The following is a 20,113-nucleotide window of genomic DNA, read 5'->3' as shown; positions in this document are numbered from 1 at the left end:
CCGGGCGGCAGCGGCGCGCCCGCCGGGGTCACGGCGCCGCCCGCCAGCAGCGCCACGCCTGCCAGCGCCGGGGCGAGACCCCGCCAGCCGCGGGACAGGGCCCCGGCAGCGGCGGTCGCCCGCCGATCCGTCTCGCCCCGCAGGGTCATCGCTGCCGTCATCGCCTGCACCTGTTCGTTCATACGTCCGCACCGGCCCCGCCGCCTGACGGGCCGGCCGCCCGACCCGCAGGCCGTCTGCCTGCCGTTCGCGCCAAGCTACAGCCCCGGCGAGGGGCCGCAAGTCCGCGGATCTTGCCCCGGCCGCCGCCTCACGCGATTGTTGCCGGGGCGCACCGCTCCGGTTGTCCGCGTCCGGCGTTCGGCCCCTGCCCCGACCCCAAGCCCGACCCTGAAGCCTGACCCTGAAGACCCGACCCGAAAGGACCCGTCCCCATGTTCACCATCGAGCACGAGTTCGACGCGACCGTCATCACCCTCGTCGATGAGGCCGACCCGGGCACGCGGCCGCTGAACGAGGACGTGGTGATCCTGACCTTCGACGACCGCGTGGTGGTCGAGCAGATGGAGCCGGGCGGCGACGGCGTGGCGCGCGTGGTTCTGACCCTGCGCCAGCTCGACGAGCTGCGGGCGGCGCTGGACCTCCCCGAGGGGAATTATCGTCTGCAGCGGCAGCGCTGAGGGCAACGTCGGGTCAGTCGAGCCGGAACAGCTTGTCGCGCGACCCCGCCCCGCCCGCCAGCACCAGCCGCGTGGGCGCGACCCCCAGCGCCCCGGCCAGCAGGCGGCGCACGGCGTCGTTGGCCTTGCCGTCCGCGGGCGGCGCGCTGGTGCGCACCTGCACCCGCCCGCCCTCGTCCAGCGCCACCGCGTCGCGCCCGGCGCGCGGGGTGACCCGTACGGCGATGCGGGTGCCGCTGACGGCAAGATGCGAGAGGTCGGGCAGGTCGCGGGCCATCGGCGCTCCGGTCTGGTCCGACAGGCGATGCGGGGGGCGGGGCCGGCCGTCAAGCCCCGCGCGCCCGCTTTCCCCCGCCCCGCGGTTTCGCTAGGACAGGCGCGACGCCCGCGCGACGCCCGCGCCGGGCCCCCGATTGCGGAGAGCGCCCATGCAGCACATCGACCCCCAGACGCTGTATTTCATGCGCCACCGCCGGTCGCACCCGCCACGCACGCTGCTGGCCCCCGGCCCCGACCGGCACGAGCTGATGAACCTGCTGACGCTCGCGGCACGCGTCCCCGATCACGGCAAGCTCGGTCCTTGGCGCTTCGTCGTGCTCGAGCGCGCGGCGCTCGACCGGCTCGCGCCTGCGCTGGCCGATCATGTCGCGGCGGCGGGCGGCGACGCGGCGGCGGTCGACAAGGCGCGCTCGGCCTTCGATTCGCCGCTGATCGTCGCGGTCGTCTCGTCCCCCGTCGATCACCCCAAGGTGCCGGAGTGGGAGCAGTTCCTCTCCGCCGGTGCGGTCTGCCTGTCGCTGCTGAATGCGGCGCTCGCGGCGGGCTACGGGGCGGCGTGGCTCAGCGGCCCGGCGACCGACCCGGCCTTCGCCACCGCCCACCTCGGCCTTTCGCCGCGCGAGCGGGTGGCGGGTCTCGTCCATATCGGCCGCCGCGGCCCGGCCGACGTGCCTGAGCGGCCCCGCCCGGACGTGGACGAGCGGACCAGCTTCCTGTGACCGCCGCGATCCAGGCCCTCGTCCTAGGCTGGCTGGACCTGCTCAGGCCGCGGGTCTTCGGCGTGCTGGCGGCGGGCGTCGGGCTGACGCTGGCGCTGTTCGTGGCGCTGCAGGCGGCCGCGTTCTGGGCGCTGCGCGTCTGGGGCCCCGAGGCGATCACCCTGCCCTGGATCGGCCGCGTCCCGATCGGCGAGGCGCTGTCCTGGGGCTCGCTCGCGCTGTTCCCGGTGATGAGCCTGTTTCTGGCTGCGCCGGTGGCTGCGGGCTTCGCGGGGCTCTTTTCCGAGCGGGTGTCGAGCACCGTCGAGGCCGCGCACGGCTATCCCGCCGGGCGCGAGCTCGACTTCCTCGACGGGCTGATGGACAGCCTCGTGGTTCTGGGCGCGGTGGTGCTGGTCAGCGTCGGGCTGCTGCTGCTGACGCCGCTGGTCGGGCCGCTGGCGCCGGTGCTCTTCTACGGCGCGAACGGCTGGCTGCTGGGGCGCGAGTTTTTCCGCATGGCCGCCCGCCGCCACCTCGACGCCGACAGCGCCGAGACCCTGCGCCGCCGCCGCGCGGGCGCGGTGACGGCGCTTGGCGTGGGCGTGGCGCTGCTGCTGACGATTCCGGTGCTGAACATCGTCATTCCGGTGCTGGCGGCAGCGGCGTTCACCCACCTTTTCCATTTGCTCGCGCGGGCCGAGATCGCCCGCCCGCGCGGCTGACGGCTCGGGTCTGACCGCCGGCAATCAGCGGCGGTTGAAGTCCATCATCGCGGCGCGGGTGATCCAGCCCTGCTGGATGACCCACCAGACCAGCGCGACCAGCAGCGCCGCGATGAGTGCGGCGATCAGCCCCTTCTTGCGCAGCATCGGCCGGTCCGGCGCCCCCGCGGGCGTGCCGGGGACCACGGCGCCGGCCTCCTCCTGGCTGCGGTGGCCCCAGGGGAGGAGCAGGAACAGCACCAGGAAGAACAGCGTCGCGAACAGGACCAGCGCGCCGGTGATGGACATCAGACCTGCTCCAGCTCGATCAGCGTGCCGTTGAAGTCCTTGGGATGCAGGAACAGCACCGGCTTGCCATGCGCGCCGATCTTGGGCTCGCCGGTGCCGAGCACGCGGGCGCCCTGCGCTTTCAGCGTGTCGCGGGCGGCGAGGATGTCCTCGACCTCGAAGCACATGTGATGGATGCCGCCCGAGGGGTTCTTGTCGAGGAAGCCCTTGATCGGGCTGTCCTCGCCCAGCGGGTAGAGCAGCTCGATCTTGGTGTTCGGCAGCTCGATGAAGACGACCGTGACGCCGTGATCGGGCTCGTCCTGCGGCGCGCCGACCCTGGCGCCCAGCGTGTCGCGGTATTGCGCGCTGGCCGCCGCGAGGTCGGGGACGGCGATGGCGACATGGTTCAGGCGTCCGATCATGGGGGTTCCTCCGGGGCGCGTGGCGGTGTGGGGCCTCATTAGAACGGGGCGGGGGCGGGGAAAAGCCCGTTAACCGACCGTTCACCCCGGCAGGGTAGCGTCAAGGGAGACAGCGATTCGAGGGGACCGCGCCATGACCGGAACGACGACTGCGACGGACGACGACGCCATCCCGCTGTGGCGGGCCGCCCTGCCCGGCCGCCCGCTGACCGGGCTGACGGTGCTGGTGGTCGAGGATTCGCGCTTCGCCTCGGAGGCGGTGCGGATGCTCTGCCTGCGCTCGGGTGCGCGGATCCGGCGGGCCGACTGCCTGCGGACCGCAGGGCGGCACCTGCAGACCTACCGCCCGACGGTGATGATCGTCGACATGGGGCTGCCCGACGGCAACGGTGCCGAGCTGATCGCCCGCATGGCGCGGCAGAGCCCGCGGGTGCCGGTGCTGCTGGGCATGTCGGGCGATCCCGATGCCGAGGTGATGGCGCGGGCGGCGGGCGCGGACGGGTTCCTCGCCAAGCCGGTCGAGAGCCTCGGGCAGTTCCAGCAGCTCATCCTGGCGGCGCTGCCCCGCGACGCGCAGCCGCAGGGGCTTCGGGTGGTGAGCGGCGAGATCGTCCACCCCGACCGCGGCGCGCTGCGCGACGACCTTGCCCACGTGGCCGAGGTGCTGGCGGCGGCGGCGGACACGACGGCGATCGACTATATCGCCCGGTTCCTGGCCGGCGTGGCCCGCTCGGCCCGCGACGAGCCGCTTGAAAAGGCCGCCTCGGCGCTGGCCCGCGACCACTCGGCGGGGCGGGCGCTGGCAGCCGACCTCGCGCGGATCAGCGGGCTGGTGCAGGACCGGCTGGCCGCGGCGGGTTAGGCGGGGGGTCGCGCGGGCGGGGCCGACTGAGGCGGGTCCATGCGATTGAGTGGGCGGCGGACTCGGGTGCGCGGCGCTGATGCGTGGAGTGCGGGTGCGTGCGTCGCGCGGCGCTGGAGGAGGAGCTTGAGCGCTCGGCTGTGCCCGCTGGCCCTCTTGCAAAGGGACGATGAATGGGCAGGCTGGGCGCATAGTCTGGCTGGCGGGTCAGGCCTTGGGCGACACGCACAGACGCCTTGATGACTCGCTCACTCGCCTGCGACGGCTGACCCGCGGTTCTCACGGCCCCGGACTCGGTACGTGAAAGGAGACGCCTTGCCCAACCCGCTCGGAGCCCACGTCCCCGGCTTCACCCCGCCCGCGGCCCCGCCCGCAGCGCCGATCGCGGGCCGATGGGTCACGCTCGAGCCTCTCGACGCGGACCGCCATGCGGCCGAGTTGTTTGAGGCCAACGCGGGGGCGGACGCGGTCTGGGACTATCTCGGCTACGGGCCCTTCCCCGACCTCGCCGCCTACACCGACTGGCAGCGCCGCATGGCCGGCGGGGCGGATCCGGTCTTCTACGCCCTGCGCGACCACGCCTCGGGCCGGATCGGCGGGGTCGCCGCGTTCTTGCGGATCGACCGCACCCACGGGGTGATTGAGATCGGCCACATCCAGATCTCTCCCGCCCTGCAGCGGCAGACAGCCACCTCCGAGGCGATCCTGCTGATGATCCGCTGGGCCTTCGGCGCCGGCTATCGGCGGGTCGAGTGGAAATGCGACGCGTTGAACGCCCCCTCGATGCGCGCCGCCGCCCGCTACGGGTTCCGCTACGAGGGGACCTTTCGCCAGCACATGATCGTCAAGGGCCGCAACCGCGACACCGCCTGGTGGGCGATCACCGATGCCGAGTTACCCAAACTCGACCGCGCCTACGCAGCCTGGCTGGCGCCCGGGAACATGGACGCGGAGGGTCGCCAGCGGACCGCGCTCGGGGATCTCATTGCGCGCGAGCGCGATGCCGTCCGGTCGGCCGACTGAGGGGCGCGGGCGATCGGACGTCGAGACGAGCGCGGGTAGCCCGCTCTGGGCGTGAGGGGGGTAAGGTCGGGGGGACCAGCGGCAGATGCCCAGAGCCGTTACAGCGGCACGTGAAGGGTCCGGCGAAAATTGCCTTGGTGCCAAGCTTTAGCTGTGACACCAATCTATCACACAGTCTTTTACTTTCGTGGCGTGTTCGTGGTGCAGTTCGAGAAAGGACGCCAGTGAGTAGTACCGTCCGCCCCGCCTCGCCGCTCTCCACGCCTCTTCGCCTGCTTCACGCCTCTTTGCCAGACTGCCCGTCCTTCGTCGGCTGACCGTCCGTCGAGCCGGTCCGGTTCATGCCGACGACGGGCGAAAGGAGAGATCGGACTCGGTCAGACAGCCGATGAAGAAAGTCACGCCGCGTGCGTCATTTCGGCAGGCTATCCATCAAGCAACGCCAGTCCATCCCGGCGTTGGATCGGCAAACTCGGTCGGCTCCGGGTTGCCAGCTGAAAAGCAACGTCGAGCGGGGGAGATTGCTTCGTCTCGCTGTCCATCAACTCAGCCGGACCCGGCGGAGAGGCTGAAGGCGCGGTCGGGCTCGATCTAACCGCCGACCCGAAGCGTCACGCCCCGGCACGCTACTTCCACTGGCTGTCTTTCAAACGCGCCTGTTGACGCCGGCGGTGGGCCGGAGGGCACGGGCAGGCTCGCGCTGACAGTCTATGAAAAGGGCCACGCCGGACACTCTTCTTAAGCCCCCTACTTCAACTGACTGTAGTTCTGGCCTCGCCGGTTGGTGCGGATAGTGGGAAGGAAGGTGCGGTCGGCCTCGCTTCCCGAGGCCATGCAAAGCGCCTCGCCCACCCCCCCTACTTCAGCTGACTGTCCTTCGAACCGCGCCGGTTGATCCCCGCCGTGGGGCGGAAGGCGCGGTCGGCCTCGGTCTGGCAGCCGATGCAGAGCGTCACGCCCGGCACGGCGCGGCGCCGGGCTTCGGGGATGGGCTCGCCGCAGTCGGCGCATTCGGTCAGGCTTTCGCCGCCGCGCTGGCGCAGGCGCACCCGGGCGAGCGCCTCGGCGGTGTTCACCTCGATCTGCTCGTTCACTGCCCCGTCGGTTGCCCAGCCCCCGGCCATCGCGCGCTCCTGCTTCCATCTCACCCCTCCAATCTGGGAACCCGGCCCCGCCGCTGCAAGCGTCAGCCGCGCCTGTCCGACCGCTTCGGCCCTGTTTTCGCGGCCTTAACCGGAACCGGGGCGGCGCGGTGCGGTTGACTTCGGTGCTGGCCCGCCGCACTCTTCTCTGCAAGGAAAGGCCCCTCATGAGCGAAAAGACCCTGACCCGGATGGACCTCGCCGAGGCCGTGTTCCGCGAAGTCGGACTCTCGCGCCACGAAAGCGCGCAGCTCGTCGAGAGCGTGCTCGGGCATGTCTCGGACGCCCTCGTGCGCGGCGAGCAGGTGAAGCTGTCGTCGTTCGGCACCTTTTCGGTCCGTGACAAGAGCGAGCGTGTTGGCCGCAATCCCAAGACCGGCGAGGAAGTGCCCATCACCCCCCGCCGGGTGCTGTCGTTTCGCCCCTCGCACCTGATGAAGGAGCGGGTGGCGGCGGGCAACCGCTAGCCGGCCGCGGAGATGGCCGCCGCCGCGACCAAGGCAGCTGATGCTTAGATCGGTTGATACGCCGCGGGCAGTCGGCGGCTGGCTGGGTCTAGGCCGCGGCCCCACTCCGCCCAGCCCGTGGCACCGGGCATGACCAAGTCGCCCCAAGCCTTTCGCAGCATTGGCGAGGTGGCGCGGCTGGTCGAGGTCGCACCCCACGTCCTGCGCTATTGGGAGACGCAGTTTCCGGCCCTCTCGCCGGTGAAGCGGGCGGATGGGCGGCGATATTACCGGCTCGATGACGTGCTGCTGGCGGCGGGGATCTGCGAGGCGCTGCGAGAGGACGGGCTCACCATCCGCGGGGCGCGGCGGCTGATCGCGCAGGACCGCGGGGCTGGACTGCGGGCGCGCGGGCGGGTGCGGCTGGCCGATCGGCTGGGTCTGGAGGCTAACGCCGACGCCGCAGTCGCTCCAACCCCTGTCACATCAAACCCTCCGGCGGAGCAATCCCCGGCGGTCACGGCGCCTCAGCCGCCCACAGCAGGCATCGACCACGGCGCGGGGCCAGTCGCAGCGTCACCACTCCCCCGCCGCAAGTCGTCACAGCCCTCCGCGTCCGATGCGCTCCCGCTGTTCCCCGACCTGCCGGACGCTGAGGCCGCCGCTCGCGAAGCTTGCGCCGATTCCGCAGGCCGCTGGCTCGCACGGCTGACGGCGACGGCCGCGGCGCTGCGCCGGCACCCCTCCCCCTTGCCGCCCGCCGCACGCCCCCTGGCCCACGCCCTGCGGGCCGTTGCACGCCAACTGACCGACGCAGAAACCTGAGCGGCAAAGCCCCGAGGCCTCGACCACGCGCCCCGAACATCCGGCACGGCGAAAACCTCGCCGCGCGCCGCCACCGCCCCTTGTGCTGCCCGCAGGCTTCGCTCTATATGGCCGGCGTCGGGCCGTGGCGCAGTCTGGTTAGCGCGTCCGTCTGGGGGGCGGAAGGCCGCGAGTTCGAATCTCGCCGGCCCGACCATCACGAACCGCCCACCCTTCGGGGTGGGCGTTCGCATATCCGGGGGGCCCGGAGAAATCTCGGGAGGACTCAAGATGAACGGCGTGCTTCCCGACACCGCCCTGCGCCGGATGATCGCCGACGGCGCGATCGCCGCCGAGACCCCCATCGGCGAGGGCCAGATCCAGCCCGCGAGCCTCGATCTGCGGCTGGGCGCGCACGCCTGGCGCCTCAGGGCCTCGTTCCTCGCCGGTCGCGGGCAGAGCGTCGCCGGGCGGCTCGCGGATTTCGAGATGCACCGCATGGACCTCTCGCAGGGCGCGGTGCTCGAGAAGGGCTGCGTCTACCTCGTCCCGCTGATGGAGCGGGTGGCGCTGCCGCCCGGCGTCGAGGCGGTGGCGAACGCCAAGTCCTCGACCGGCCGGCTCGACCTGCTGACGCGGCTGGTGACCGACGACGGGACCGAGTTCGACCGCCTGCCCGAGGGTTACGACGGCCCGCTTTACGCCGAGATCTGCCCGCGCAGCTTCTCGGTGCTGGTCCGGCCGGGGATGCGGCTCAGCCAGATGCGGCTGCGGCAGGGTCAGGCGGTGCTGGACGATGCGGGCCTCGCGGCGCTGCACGCGACCGACCCGCTGGTCGACGGCACGCCGCTGATCGACGCAGGCCTGGGGTTCTCGGTCGATCTGCGCCCGGCCGAGGGCGATCTTGTCGGCTATCGCGCCCGGCCGCACAGCGGGGTGATCGACCTTGACCGGATCGGCGCCTATGACGCGCGGGATTTCTGGGACGAGCTGCGCACGACCGAGGGTCGGCTGATCCTCGACCCCGGCGCCTTCTACATCCTCGTCAGCCGCGAGGCGGTGGCGATCCCCCCCGACTACGCCGCCGAGATGTCGCCCTATCTGGCGATGGTGGGCGAGTTCCGGGTGCATTACGCCGGGTTCTTCGACCCCGGGTTCGGGCACGGGGCGGCGGGGCGAGGCGCACGGGGGGTGCTCGAGGTGCGCTGCCACGAGGCGCCGTTCGCGCTCGAGCACGGGCAGGTGGTCGGGCGGCTGGTCTATGAGCGGATGGCGGCGCGGCCCGCGCGGCTCTATGGCGCGGGGATCGCGTCGAATTATCAGGGCCAGGGGCTGAAGCTCGCCAAGCAGTTCCGCTGATGGCGCGCCGCGCAGGCTGCGCCGCCGGGCCGCGGGGCCAGCAAAAAGCCGGTCGCGCCGAGGCTCAGCGGCTCATGCGGCGGGCGATCTGGGCGGCCTTGCGGGCGCGCTTGACCGCCTCGCGCGTGGCATGAGCCTGCTGGCGGCCCTTGGCGGTCAGCTTGCCCTTGGCGTCCTCGCCGCCGTTGCGGCGCGCCATCACGTCCACGCCCTTCTTGATCCCCCAGCCCATCAGCGCGCCGGTCAGGACGCGGCCGAAGCGGCCCACGATGCCGTTCATGTTCATGGTGCAGTCCTCAATCGCCGAAGAGGTCGTCGTCCGGTCCGCCCGCGGCCGGGCCGTCATCGGCGTGACTATCCTCTTCGTCCCGCGCCGCCGCAAGGGGGGGCGCGGCCGGTGGGCTCGCATCCTGCAGCCCGGCGGCGCGCAGCTCGGCCAGTCCCGGCAGGTCGCGGGTCGAGGCGAGGCCGAAGTGGTCGAGGAACGCCTCGGTCACGACGAAGGTCACCGGGCGGCCCGGCGACTGGCGGCGGCGGCCGAGGCGGACCCAGCCGATCTCGATCAACTGGTCGAGCGTGCCGCGGCTGACGGCGACGCCGCGGATCTCCTCGATCTCGGCGCGGGTGACGGGCTGGTGATAGGCGACGATGGCGAGCGTCTCGGTCGCGGCGCGCGACAGGCGCCGGGTCTCGGTCACCTCGTCCTGCATCAGGAACCCGAGGTCGGCGGCGGTACGGAAGGCCCAGCCTTCGCCAAGCCGCGCCAGCTCCACCCCCCGGCCGGCGTAGCGCGCCCGCAGGCGGCGCAGCGCCTCGGCCGGGTCGGCGCCGGCGGGCATCCGCGCGGCCATCTCGGCCAGCGTCAGCGGCGCGGGGCTGGCGAAGAGCAGCGCCTCGACCATCCGCTCCTGCGCGTCGAGCGGGGGCGGCGGGAAGGGGATCGGGTCAGTCATGAGTGGGCCGGGCGCGCAGCGTGATCGGGCCGAAGACGCCGCTCTGGCGCAGCTCGACCCGGCCCTGCCGGGCGAGCTCGAGCGAGGCGGCAAAGGTCGCGGCGGTGGCCGAGCGGCGGCGCGCCGGGTTGCCCGACCAGCCATCGGGCAGGAACTGCATGAGATCGGTCCATTCGCCCGCGTAGCCGATCATCCGCCGCATCCGGTCGAGCGCCTGTTCGAGCGTCCAGGTGTCGCGGCGGTCGAAGGCGAAGGGGCGGAACTCGTCGCGGGTCCGGATCCGGGCGTAGGCCTGCATGAGGTCGATCAGCCCCGCCTGCCAGCGCACATGGCGGGTGCGCTGCACCGTCTCGGGCGCGCCGCGGGCAAAGCGGTCCTGCCCGAGCCGCGGCCGGCCCATCAGCCGCGCCGCCGCCTCGCGCATGGCGTTGAGCCGTTCGAGCTGGAAGGCGAGATGGGCCGCCATCTCGTCAGTCGAGGGCCCCTCGGCGTCGGGATCGGGCGGCAGCAGCAGCCGCGACTTGAGATAGGCGAGCCACGCGGCCATCACGAGATAGTCGGCGGCGAGCTCGATCCTGAGGCTGCGGGCCTCCTCGACGAAGGCGAGATACTGCTCGGCCAGCGCCAGCACGCTGATCTGCATCAGGTCGACCTTCTGCGTCCGCGCCAGCGTCAGCAGCAGGTCGAGCGGCCCGTCATAGCCCGGCACGTCCACGACCAGCGCCTCGTCGGGGCGCGGGTGGGCGGGCTGTGGCGCGGGATCGAAGGGCAGCGGCTCGGTCATCGCCCCAAGCCATGCGAAGCGGGCGGGCGGCTGTCAACTACAGTGGAGGGACTGGTGCCAGCGGGCCAACTTTTGCTTGACGCAGGGAGTTGATGCGACCCAAGACCATTCAGTCCACCGTCTTGAGGCGGTTATGGGTCAAATTGTGAAAAATTCGTCGAGGCTGCAACAATGGACCGAACTCAGCCCAGCCGGCGTGGCTGCGTGGTTGTATGCTCAGACGCGAATTGGGCATGGCAGAGTGTGTTCGTGCTGTCTCGTTCCATCAGCTTCGACACCGACCAACAGCTGGATCACCACATCTATTTGACGGGTGACGTCGATCCTGGGATTTTGGCGGCTATCCCACCTCAGGTCGTCGTTCACTCGGTCGATTCCTTGCCTGAGATCTATGTCCAGTCAGCGCATGGACGGATACCGCCAGCGGCGATGCTCCGGTTGACCGCCCTTAGCGAGCTGAGCGAATTATATGAGCGCGTTATCTATCTCGATGGCGATGTATTTCAATGTTGGGGTACTCTCGGCGATCTCTTGAGGATTGAGTTGGCCGGCTCATGGGCAGCCGTCGTGCGCGACCGCCTCGATTGGTCAGAGGGCTTTCCTTTCGGACAAGGCCGGTATGTCAAACGCTTGCAGGAGGCCGTAGGGGTTCCCGATGCGCCCTATTTCAACTCTGGCGTGATGATGATCCACGGCCCAAGCTATAGACGCGAGAGGGTCACAGACCGGGCGCTCAGCTTCTTTCAAACCCACCGAGATTTGTGCCGATTTGGAGATCAGTCTGCGCTTAACGCAGCCATGGCCGGACATATCGCTGAGCTCTCACCAAGTTGGAATTGGCAGATGTCTGACGTGAATTACGCATTGACTGCCGGGCGAACGCCGCGATTGATCCATTTCACGGGCCAGCCGAAACCGTGGACGGATGGTCTGAAGCTCATGCCGTCGGGTGCTTTCAAAGCGATGGAAGCATTTCTTCGCGAGAATGACCTTGTTTACCTGCTAGGCCCGCAATCGCCATTAAGTTATGAGAGCGCGACGATGGAACGACGCCGCGTCCGCGAAGTGTCCAAGTTGATGGACAACACGCTGCAGAAGCGAGACCTCATCAAGGCATATCTTGATCGCGTCGATTTCGCAGACATTCAGTCTGGCTTGAGGGCCTATGGCTGAACCAACTTATGCGTAGCCCATCAACGAAAAAGGCCGCCCCTCGCGGGACGGCCCATCCGACGATCCGGGAAGCGGATCAGTTCTTGGCGTAGTATTCGACGACCAGGTTCGGCTCCATCTGCACGGCGTAGGGCACGTCGCCCAGCGCCGGGGTGCGCACGAAGGTGGCGGTCAGCTTGCCCATGTCCACGTCAAGGTAGTCGGGCACGTCACGCTCGGCCAGGCCCACGGACTCGAGCACGATGGCGAGCTGCTTGGACTTGTCGCGGACCGCGACCACGTCGCCTTCCTTGACGCGGTAGGACGCGATGTTCACGCGCTGGCCGTTCACGGTCACATGGCCGTGGTTCACGAACTGGCGGGCGGCGAAGATGGTCGGGACGAACTTGGCGCGATAGACCACGGCGTCCAGGCGACGCTCGAGCAGGCCGATCAGCATCTCGCCGGTGTCGCCGCGCAGGCGCTCAGCCTCGGCATAGATGCGGCGGAACTGCTTTTCGGTCAGGTCGCCGTAGTAGCCCTTGAGCTTCTGCTTGGCGCGCAGCTGGGTGCCGAAGTCCGACAGCTTGTTCTTGCGGCGCTGGCCGTGCTGGCCGGGGCCGTATTCGCGCTTGTTGACCGGCGACTTGGCGCGGCCCCAGATGTTCTCGCCCATGCGGCGGTCGATCTTGTACTTGGCAGACGTGCGTTTGGTCACGGCTGATCTCCTTTTGTGCGTTTCAAAAGGGCGTTGTCCTTTGGGCTTGCGCCCCGACAGGCTTCCCCTTGCGGGGTCCACCAACACCAATGGAAGCGGCGCTTATAGGCGGCCGGCGAGCAGAGTCAACCCGCCGACGCCTGCACCCGCGGCGCGGGCGGCGCGCCCGACAGCCAGTGCATGATGACCCAGGCCAGCGCCGAGCAGACCAGCGTCGCCACCGCCACCGGCTCAGCCGTCCCGTCGTAGGCGAGCCCCACCGGCGCCGCGATCAGCACCGCCGCCAGCGTCGAGACCGAGGCCGTGACCGACGCCGTCATCCCGGCCAGGTGCCCCATCCCCTGCATGGCGAGCGCATTGAGATTGCCGAAGGTCAGCCCGGCCATGGTGAAGACGCTGACCGCCCAGAGGAAGAACGCCGGAAACCGCAGCCCCTCGGGCAGAACCCCGGTCCAGAGCGTCAGCAGGAACAGCCCCGACATCCCGACCTGCATCGCATAGGCGCCGCGCGCGATCCGCCGCATCCCCAGCCGCATCACCAGCCGTGCATTGAACACGGTGCCCGACGCGGCGAGCAGCGCCATTGCCGCGAACCACAGCGGGAACTGCGCGCCCTTGCCGTAGGTCTCTCCGAAGAGCTGCTGGGCGGAGCTGAGCAGCGCGAACATCTGTCCGAAGCCCAGCGACATGACGAGCGTGCAGAGCAGCACCTGCCGGTCCGACAGCACCTCGCGCGCGCCCTGGGCGAGCGCCCGCGGGCGCAGCGGGCGGCGCGCCTCGGGCGGCAGCGTCTCGGCCTGGCGCAGCGAGAACCACAGCCAGCCGATCAGCGCGAAGAGCACGAAGCCGCCGAAGACCGCGTGCCAGCCGCCGAGCCAGATGAACCCCTGCCCGATCGAGGGGGCGAGTGCGGGCACGATCATGAACACCGTCATGATGAAGCTGGTGATCCGCGCCATCTCGCGCCCCTGGTAGAGGTCGCGGACGAGCGCCGTGCCGACGATCCGCGGCCCGGCCGCACCGAGCCCCTGGACGAAGCGCGCGACGAGCAGCGGGGTCAGCGAGTTGACGAACAGCGCCGCGATCGCGCCGACGAGGTAGACCGAGAAGCCGATCCCCATCGCCCGCTTTCGCCCGAGCGCGTCCGAGATCGGCCCGGCGAAAAGCGTGCCCACCCCCATCCCGGCGACGAAGCTGGTGAGGATGAGCTGCGCCCGGTTCACGTCGTCCGGCGTCAGCTCGGTGGCGATCTGCGGCAGCGCCGGCAGCATGGCGTCGATGGAAAACGCCACCGTGGCGAAGAGAAAGGCGAGCATGGCGATGAGCTCGCCCTGCGGCAGCCGGCGCGCCGCCTGAGTGGAGTGGGGCATGATCGTGATCCTCGCGCCCGCAGGCTGACGCGGCGTTATGAGCGACGCGCGGGGCGGGTGCAATGCGGTCGGACGGGGCCGCAGATTGGCTACGGCTGTTCGCCGACGCCCGGCATGCAGCCTTCTGCACGTCGAGAGAGCCGACCTGTTCCGCGCCGGGGGTCGGTCAGCCCCCGATGGCCTCGCGCCAGGCCCGCACGCAGGCTTCCCGGAACTCGGCGTTCGTCTCGTCCCGTTGCCTGGCAATCCTTGGTGCAGCGGGTCGCCAGTCTCCAAGGTCAAGGTCCATCGCCTCGCCAAGACGCTGCACTTCACCCAGAGGGTCGTCCTGAAGGCGCTCGTACACGACCACATGACGCGGCGCGCCCAGTGCCGCGCTGACCAGTTTGATGAGCGTGTTCGACCGTGTGATATCCATCAGGATCGGCTCGATTCCCTCGAGCGAGAACCGGGGCACCACCCCGGTTTCCTGGTGCGCGCTGGTCCAGCGGTTCGTCTGGTGGGCGATCCAGTGTGAAATCGCCTGGCCGAGGATATCCTCGCGTTCGGTGTGGATGATCCGCACGCCCGAGAACATCGCGGGGATCCGCGCCCGCTGCAGCATCACGATCTGATCCCACGACGCCTTGATCCCCCAGCTCTGCGTGCCGCCCGGCGGCCCTGCAAGCTGCGTAATGTAGTCGGGAAAACTCGCCGTGGGCGTGCGGGCGATGTCCCTCTCGATGTGATCCCAGTTTAGCCCCTCGCCAAACCCACGCATCAACCCCGTCTGCCGCAGATAGTCGGCCAGGAGGTTCGAGCCCGATCGGTTCGTAAACGCGAGGATGTAGAGCGGCGTCTGATACACCGGTGCGGTGCCACGCCATTCGAAGGCACCGGGAAACATGGCGCGCACCTGCTTTTCGTGCGTGCCCTGATCCGCGAGGTTGCTGCTTATCGGGGTCATGAACTCTGTTCCGGTTCGTTTATTTCAGTTTTCTGTAGCAATCGAGGATCGCCGCCGGGTCGGGCGGGACGAGATAGCCGTTCTCAGCTTCGCGCACCGCCTCGCCCTGTGCGCCGAGATCGAACGCCATCACCGGCAACCCGGTAGCGAGCATTTCGCGCGTGGTAAAGGAGAAGGTCTCGGGCCAGATCGAGGGCATAAGCCATGCGGTGATCCCGTGGGCCGCCAGCAGTCTTGGCAGCGATGATGGATCGTAGCGCCCGGTCACGGTCACGCTGGCAGGCAACGGAAAGCTGTGGTCGAACTCGCCGATGATGACCAGCCGCGGTGCATCGCGGGTGCGGTCGAGATACCGGGCGAGGTCAGTCAGGAACTGCGCCCCCTTTACCGCCCCGATGGCCCCGAGCACGCCGATCACACCGGGCTCTGTCCCACGCGGCTGGTCCAGACGTGGTGCCTGGAACAGGGCCGCATGGGGCTGGCACACGATCTTGTCAGCGACCTCGGGCCAAGCTTCCGTGACGATCTCGCGGCTGCTGTTCGAGAACACGATGATCCGCTCGGCCTGGTGAAGCGCGGCGCCCCATGCCGTCCGCCATGCGCCAAGCGGGATCATGACCCCGTCGGCCTCGAGCCGGTGGGCGGGATCATTCGAGGAGATGGAGGGCACCCCGGTGTAGGAGTCGTCGGCATTCAACAAATTGAGCGACGGGCTGACCGGGAAATAGTCGTGGAACAGCACCTCGAGCGATGCGCCTGGGTCCGCGGAGAGGTCGCACAGCAGCTGCGGCAGCTCCCACGGGCGCGCATCCCCGACGCCGCAGGAATAGACGACCTGCCGACGCGGCATCTTGCCTACCAACAGCCGCACGACCTCGAGCGAATTCGTCTCGCCGACCAGTATCGCGTCGTCGGCGTGCAGCTCGACGGCGAAGCGCCGCATCCCGCCGACCCTCAGCACGACGCTGGGGCGACCCTCGGCGCAACGCTCGGCGATCCGCGCTGCCAGCCAGTGCTCGGCCCCGCCGCCGAGCGAGTGGCCGATGAGCACCTGCACCGGATCGCTGTCTCGCTCCGCCGCCCAGGCGAGGGCGAGTGCGAGGCGCGCGGTGATCAGCGGGTCGTCGATTATGAACCGGCGGACGGCCTCGTCAAACTCGGGGTAACGCGCTGAAATGATGGCGGCCGAACGTTCCAGCGCCTCGGTCTTTGCCGCGCTGCCGAACGACTGGCCGCCCCGATGCTCGACAAACAGGTTGCCGATCCCGACGTGCACCATCCCTTGCGCCGCGACCTTGCGGCACCAGTCCACCTCTTCACCGTAGCCTCGGCCAAAGGCCGGATCGAGGGCGGGCTCGAGGGTCAGAGCCGAACGGCTCATCGCCATGCAGAAGCCGACGCCTGTGGGCATCTCTGCACGCGCATCCAGCGACAGGCTGCGCGCGGCGACATCGATCGCGTCGGCTGCGTCGGGCGGCAACGTCACCCTACCGCCGATCCAGGGGACCGTGAGGATGGTGGCGTCGTTGGACATCGGGGTAACGCTCGCCACGCGGTCGTCGTCCATGATCGGCGCCAACAGCCGCGATGCCCAGCCCTCGGGCACGAGTGCATCGGAGTTGAGCAGGATGACCGGACCTCCACGGCGGGCGGCGGCCTCGAGTCCCCGGTTGACGCTGCCGATGAATCCCCGGTTCGTTTCGTTCAACAGCAGCGTCACGCGACCGGCGCGGGCGGCGCACCACGCCTCAAGCCATGGCCTGACGCGCTCATCCGGCGAGGCATCCTCGATGATGACGATGTGCCAAGGTACATCGGTAAACCGGTCAACCCGGTCGAGGGCGAGGCACAACAGGTCGAAGGCGTTGTAAACGGGCAGGATGATCGTGACGGCCGGCGCTGCCGCGGCCGGCACCGCGGATGGCGCCAGGAACGACGGATCGAGCGTCAGCCCAGGGGCCATTTGCTCTGCGAAGCCGAGCCGCTCGCGAAGCCGCTCACGGTCTTCGCGCCGTCGGCCGTTGAGCAGGTAGCGCAATGCCGCCGGCACCGCCACCACCCCGTCCCGAACGAGCCGGACCCCCGCCAGCCTCCGCCTGCGTCGCATCCGCGCCCCATCGGGGACGGGCAGCGGCCAAGGCCCGGCGTCGGGCATGTCCTCGGCGATCAGTCTGGCCGGCCCGCCACGCCGCGGCAGCGTCACCTCGAAACCTACGCGGCCATGCTGGTTGCCCGTCGCGAGCATCCGCGCCCCGAGGGAGGCTGCCACGTCGCCACGCTGGATACGGCGCGGCAGCGCATATTGCTCGCCGCCGATCTCGAGCTTCAATCGATGGGCAAGTGTCCACCCGCGCAGTCGGATCAGCTCATGCGTGAATACCCATTCATCGACGTGGCCGACCACGCGGTTGCCGTCCTTGAGCGGGATGCCGGTGAATCGGCATTTCGTGTGAATATCTAGATAACGGCGGATGCCGCGCAGCGCCGTGCTCAGGTCGCTCATCTCACCGGCCCCGTCGCCGATGCTCGAGACAAAGAGAGGCCCCAACACGCGGGTCCGGCCGGTTGGATCGGGCTCCCCAACTGGGGTGTGCTTTGAGCATCACGCGCGTGCCGCCGCCCGCAGATCCCGGCAGGACGCTGCGATCCAAGGTCAGCGCCGGGTCAGGAGTTAACAGCACGATCGATGTTCTTTCGTTGCGCAGCCTCTGCCCGGCCACCTCCGGCCCCCCTGCCGCGGATGCCCCAGACTGGCCATCTCCTGATCGAACTCTGCAAGCGATCTGGACATGCCGAACGCATCGAGGACTGCCTTCCGGACAGCGACGCGATCGGCGGGGCCACTTCGTGCACGCTCGACCGCAGTCGCGAGGGCCGCGACCCATGCCTGGGATGAGTTCTCAACGAGCGTCAACGCAGGGACCTTGTTCCGCAGGTCCCTGTACACAGGGATGTCGGACGCCAGAACGGGCAATCCCAAAGCCGCCCCATCCAGGACCTTCAGAGCGGACTTGTGTCGATTGAAGGCGGTGTCTTCGAGCGGCGCGAGGGCGAAATCGAACGATCCTGACAAGGATTTTAGCCAAGGGACGAACTTTGCATAGCTCTTGGCCTCGTCGAGGATGTCGATCCGCTCTGCCCAATGCGGCAAAGGCGCGTCGTGCACCCCGATGACGGCAAGCCGGAAGTCGGGGTTTCGTGCGGCGATCCTGTCGAGCGCCGGTGCAATCATGGCGAAATCTGCCAGATGGGTCCGGGTGCCCAGATAGACCGCGCGCACCAGGCCGTCCGCTTGACGCGGGGGCAGATCGCCGCGCCAGAGCGGTTCGCTGAGCAGATTCGGCAAGAGGCTGACATCGGGGTTGATCGGTGCGATGAGGTCCCGCAGCGGCGCAGTCGAAACAGTCACGAACTCGGCATTTTCGACGAGCTTGCGCATGAAGGGCGCGTAGCTTCGGTACGATCCATCCGGGTCCTTGTCGGCGGGCACATCAAGCAGATTGTCATCAAGTTCAAAGGCATATCGGATTCCGCGCCGGGCAAAAGCTGCCAGCAGCGGGTCGACGATCGAGGTCGGAACGGCGTTCCGCTGGACGATCGCGCCGTCGATCTCTCCGTCCCGAACATTCGCGAGAAGAGAGGACCAGTTCATCCTCACGTAGTTAACCGGCCGATCCAGCGAATTCCGCGTCCGCTCCCAAAGTCGGATTTCGGTCGAGGCATTGGCGCGATCCAGCGGGCCCTCGCCGGGTGCCAAGACCGCCACGGTGGGTGTAGGATCGCCGCGACCCGTCGCCCCCCGGTAGACGTCGAGATAGCGCGCCGCCATCAGCTGCGTGGTGCTCCCCGGTCCGCGGCCCGCTTGCCAAGCCCGAACCCCCGCGTCCGCGCGGTCCTGCTCGGCGGGATCGAAGGCCAACCTCAAGATGGCGTCGTAGAGCTGAGCAATGTTATCGTGCGGCAGGACCCAGCCCGCCCCGCTCTCGCGCACGCGCCCGGCGACGGTCGGAAAATCGAACACCATCGCCGGTATGCCGATTGACCAGAGTTCGGTCAGCGTGTGGCAGTAGGTCTCGTCCCAGATCGAGAAGATGGCGCCGAGGTGAGCGTCGATCTCGGCGGCGCGGGCGGCGAACGCGCCGCGCGCATATTTGCCGTGGTCGAAGAGGCGGTTGCAGGAGATCTCCTGCGTCGTGTCGATGGTACCCAGCACGTGGAATTCGAGCATTCCCGCAACATCGTGGGCCAGCAGCGCCTGGATCACCCCCAGGCCCTTCGCCACGCTGATGTTTCCCGGCACGAGGATCTTCACCGGCTGCCCCGGCTCCGGCCTGCGCCGGACCTGCAGCATTTCGGTAAAGCTGCGCCCGTGCGGGATGACGTGGAAGCGGTCGCGATCGATGCCGGGCAGGTGCGTCAGGATCCGCGCGCGAGCGCTGTCGGACGTCGTCACGAATGCGTCGCACACGCGCAGGGCATCATCGAAGAGCCGACGCCAGACATGAACCCAACTGTTCTTCAGCGGCGGCAGGCTGTCAGGGTCCCACAGCTCGGCGCGACACACGTTGTCGGTGGCCGTGCACGTGCCCCCACAGAAAACATTGTCTCCGTCGAGAAGCTTGACGGTGGGGCACAGGGCGTAAAAGTCATGAAACGAGAACACGACTGCCGCCCCCTGCTCCTTCGCGATGCTCGGAAGGGAAAGGCTGTGCCAGCCGAGGTGGCGGATGTGGACGATCTCCGGTCCGATCTCTCGGATCCAGTCGCGCACCACCGCATCGTATTCGCCCGAGTGGTGCCGGATCGCATCAACGGGCTCTGCCAGCCGGTGGCGGCGAATTTCCCGAAGCTGGGTTCCGTCAAGGCGACTGAGGGTCAGCTCCCTGCTGTCGCAGCGCAGCAGCCACGAGTCCAACCCGTCGGCCAGCGCCGTCATCAGGTCAAGGTTGGTCTGCGGCGTGCCCCCGGTCTGCGTCGCCACCACGAACAGCACCGCCGGCAACCCGGTGCGTGCCGAGGCGCAGTCTGCTATCGCCTGACGTGCCCGGAACCTTGCAAGATTGAGATCCGCGCCTGTCGCGAAAACGCGAATGGCCTTGCCGTACTCAGGGTAACGCGCGTCGACCACCGCCCGTCCCGCTGCCATGAGCTCGGTCTTGGCGTCGCCGAAACTCTTCGAGCGGTCGTGAAAGACGTAGGTGCGGTCGTCGATGAGGTTCGTCCAGCCGGCCCGGCCGGCGCGCATGCAGAAGTCATTCTCCTCGCCGTAACCGCGGGGGAAGGCGTCGGCGTCGAGAGCGCCGATCTCGTCAATGCAGGCGCGATTGACGAACATGCAGAACCCGTTCCCGGTCGGAACGACGGGGTAGAGTCCGAGCGAGCGGCGCCGGAACGCGCGAGCGTAGGTGATCTCGTCCACCGGTCGTGTCGCGTATGTGGTGGAAATTGCCGAGCAGCGAGCTCCGGGCATGTAACGATGG

General features: G+C 69.1%; 21 protein-coding genes and 1 tRNA gene. 10 read left to right on the top strand and 12 right to left on the bottom strand.

Going from position 1 to position 20,113, the window contains the following annotated elements; all coding sequences use genetic code 11:
- Positions 1-434 precede the first annotated feature (434 nt).
- The gene (locus ACFHYO_RS14965) at positions 435-680 is read left to right on the top strand and encodes a DUF8831 family protein (RefSeq protein WP_036705640.1); all 246 of its coding nucleotides are present in this window, start codon (positions 435-437) and stop codon (positions 678-680) included.
- Between the two features lie 13 nt (positions 681-693).
- On the opposite strand, the gene ACFHYO_RS14960 is transcribed toward ACFHYO_RS14965, so the two are convergent.
- Positions 694-957: a DUF167 domain-containing protein gene (locus tag ACFHYO_RS14960; protein WP_394321438.1), complete on the bottom strand. Its 264-nt coding sequence runs from the start codon at positions 955-957 to the stop codon at positions 694-696.
- 151 nt (positions 958-1,108) lie between these two features.
- Between ACFHYO_RS14960 and ACFHYO_RS14955 the strand changes: the two genes are divergently transcribed.
- Positions 1,109-1,678: a nitroreductase family protein gene (locus ACFHYO_RS14955; RefSeq protein WP_394321436.1), complete on the top strand. Its 570-nt coding sequence runs from the start codon at positions 1,109-1,111 to the stop codon at positions 1,676-1,678.
- Positions 1,675-2,382, top strand: a complete 708-nt coding sequence (locus tag ACFHYO_RS14950; RefSeq protein WP_394321434.1) for an EI24 domain-containing protein — start codon at positions 1,675-1,677, stop codon at positions 2,380-2,382. Before ACFHYO_RS14955 ends, ACFHYO_RS14950 begins: the two co-directional genes overlap by 4 nt.
- A 24-nt stretch (positions 2,383-2,406) precedes the next feature.
- Here the strand turns inward: ACFHYO_RS14950 and ACFHYO_RS14945 are convergent, their stop codons facing one another.
- A complete protein-coding gene (locus ACFHYO_RS14945) occupies positions 2,407-2,670 on the bottom strand; it encodes a DUF1467 family protein (RefSeq protein ID WP_036705635.1) in 264 nt (87 codons plus the stop codon).
- Positions 2,670-3,074, bottom strand: coding sequence for a methylmalonyl-CoA epimerase (gene mce / locus ACFHYO_RS14940; RefSeq protein WP_394321432.1), 405 nt, complete (start codon positions 3,072-3,074; stop codon positions 2,670-2,672). Before mce ends, ACFHYO_RS14945 begins: the two co-directional genes overlap by 1 nt.
- Positions 3,075-3,207: 133 nt before the next feature.
- Here mce and ACFHYO_RS14935 point away from each other — a divergent pair, with 133 nt between their 5' ends.
- A complete protein-coding gene (locus tag ACFHYO_RS14935) occupies positions 3,208-3,936 on the top strand; it encodes a response regulator (RefSeq protein ID WP_036706211.1) in 729 nt (242 codons plus the stop codon).
- Between the two features lie 315 nt (positions 3,937-4,251).
- Entirely contained in the window at positions 4,252-4,959 is a 708-nt protein-coding gene (locus ACFHYO_RS14930) for a GNAT family N-acetyltransferase (protein ID WP_394321430.1), read from the top strand.
- A gap of 857 nt (positions 4,960-5,816) precedes the next feature.
- Here the strand turns inward: ACFHYO_RS14930 and ACFHYO_RS14925 are convergent.
- Complete coding sequence (locus ACFHYO_RS14925; protein ID WP_394321428.1) at positions 5,817-6,083, bottom strand: DksA/TraR family C4-type zinc finger protein; 267 nt, start codon at positions 6,081-6,083, stop codon at positions 5,817-5,819.
- Between the two features lie 185 nt (positions 6,084-6,268).
- Between ACFHYO_RS14925 and ihfA the strand changes: the two genes are divergently transcribed.
- From ihfA to ACFHYO_RS14905, 4 genes are all read left to right on the top strand, one after another.
- Complete coding sequence (ihfA, locus tag ACFHYO_RS14920) at positions 6,269-6,568, top strand: integration host factor subunit alpha (protein ID WP_036700904.1); 300 nt, start codon at positions 6,269-6,271, stop codon at positions 6,566-6,568.
- A gap of 129 nt (positions 6,569-6,697) precedes the next feature.
- The gene (locus ACFHYO_RS14915; protein ID WP_394321426.1) at positions 6,698-7,372 is read left to right on the top strand and encodes a MerR family transcriptional regulator; all 675 of its coding nucleotides are present in this window, start codon (positions 6,698-6,700) and stop codon (positions 7,370-7,372) included.
- Between the two features lie 118 nt (positions 7,373-7,490).
- Positions 7,491-7,568, top strand: a tRNA-Pro gene (locus ACFHYO_RS14910).
- 74 nt (positions 7,569-7,642) lie between these two features.
- Positions 7,643-8,710: a 2'-deoxycytidine 5'-triphosphate deaminase gene (locus ACFHYO_RS14905; RefSeq protein ID WP_394321424.1), complete on the top strand. Its 1,068-nt coding sequence runs from the start codon at positions 7,643-7,645 to the stop codon at positions 8,708-8,710.
- 64 nt (positions 8,711-8,774) lie between these two features.
- On the opposite strand, the gene ACFHYO_RS14900 is transcribed toward ACFHYO_RS14905, so the two are convergent.
- Genes ACFHYO_RS14900 through ACFHYO_RS14890 form a run of 3 tightly spaced genes read right to left on the bottom strand, consistent with a single transcriptional unit; the run spans position 8,775 to position 10,447 of the window.
- Positions 8,775-8,996, bottom strand: a complete 222-nt coding sequence (locus ACFHYO_RS14900) for a hypothetical protein (RefSeq protein WP_036700897.1) — start codon at positions 8,994-8,996, stop codon at positions 8,775-8,777.
- Positions 8,997-9,006: 10 nt separating this feature from the next.
- Positions 9,007-9,663 (bottom strand): SMC-Scp complex subunit ScpB, encoded by a 657-nt coding sequence (gene scpB / locus ACFHYO_RS14895; protein ID WP_394321423.1) that lies wholly within the window; start codon positions 9,661-9,663, stop codon positions 9,007-9,009.
- Positions 9,656-10,447 carry a segregation and condensation protein A gene (locus ACFHYO_RS14890; RefSeq protein WP_394321421.1) on the bottom strand — a complete coding sequence of 264 codons (792 nt, stop codon included), beginning with the start codon at positions 10,445-10,447 and terminating at the stop codon, positions 9,656-9,658. Before ACFHYO_RS14890 ends, scpB begins: the two co-directional genes overlap by 8 nt.
- 243 nt (positions 10,448-10,690) lie before the next feature.
- Between ACFHYO_RS14890 and ACFHYO_RS14885 the strand changes: the two genes are divergently transcribed.
- A complete protein-coding gene (locus ACFHYO_RS14885) occupies positions 10,691-11,620 on the top strand; it encodes a glycosyltransferase (protein WP_394321419.1) in 930 nt (309 codons plus the stop codon).
- A gap of 76 nt (positions 11,621-11,696) precedes the next feature.
- Here the strand turns inward: ACFHYO_RS14885 and rpsD are convergent, their stop codons facing one another.
- From rpsD to ACFHYO_RS14860, 5 genes are all read right to left on the bottom strand, one after another.
- Positions 11,697-12,317 (bottom strand): 30S ribosomal protein S4, encoded by a 621-nt coding sequence (rpsD, locus tag ACFHYO_RS14880; RefSeq protein WP_036706216.1) that lies wholly within the window; start codon positions 12,315-12,317, stop codon positions 11,697-11,699.
- A gap of 125 nt (positions 12,318-12,442) precedes the next feature.
- Entirely contained in the window at positions 12,443-13,687 is a 1,245-nt protein-coding gene (locus ACFHYO_RS14875) for a multidrug effflux MFS transporter (RefSeq protein WP_394321417.1), read from the bottom strand.
- A 166-nt stretch (positions 13,688-13,853) separates the two neighbouring features.
- Positions 13,854-14,633: a Stf0 family sulfotransferase gene (locus ACFHYO_RS14870; RefSeq protein WP_394321416.1), complete on the bottom strand. Its 780-nt coding sequence runs from the start codon at positions 14,631-14,633 to the stop codon at positions 13,854-13,856.
- 19 nt (positions 14,634-14,652) lie between these two features.
- A complete protein-coding gene (locus ACFHYO_RS14865) occupies positions 14,653-17,136 on the bottom strand; it encodes a glycosyltransferase (protein WP_394321414.1) in 2,484 nt (827 codons plus the stop codon).
- Positions 17,137-17,304: 168 nt separating this feature from the next.
- A complete protein-coding gene (locus tag ACFHYO_RS14860) occupies positions 17,305-20,052 on the bottom strand; it encodes a glycosyltransferase (RefSeq protein ID WP_394321412.1) in 2,748 nt (915 codons plus the stop codon).
- Positions 20,053-20,113 lie beyond the last annotated feature (61 nt).

Source organism: Paracoccus panacisoli (assembly GCF_042435015.1).
GTDB lineage: Bacteria > Pseudomonadota > Alphaproteobacteria > Rhodobacterales > Rhodobacteraceae > Paracoccus > Paracoccus panacisoli.
This window is presented reverse-complemented; position numbering and strand designations above follow the sequence as displayed.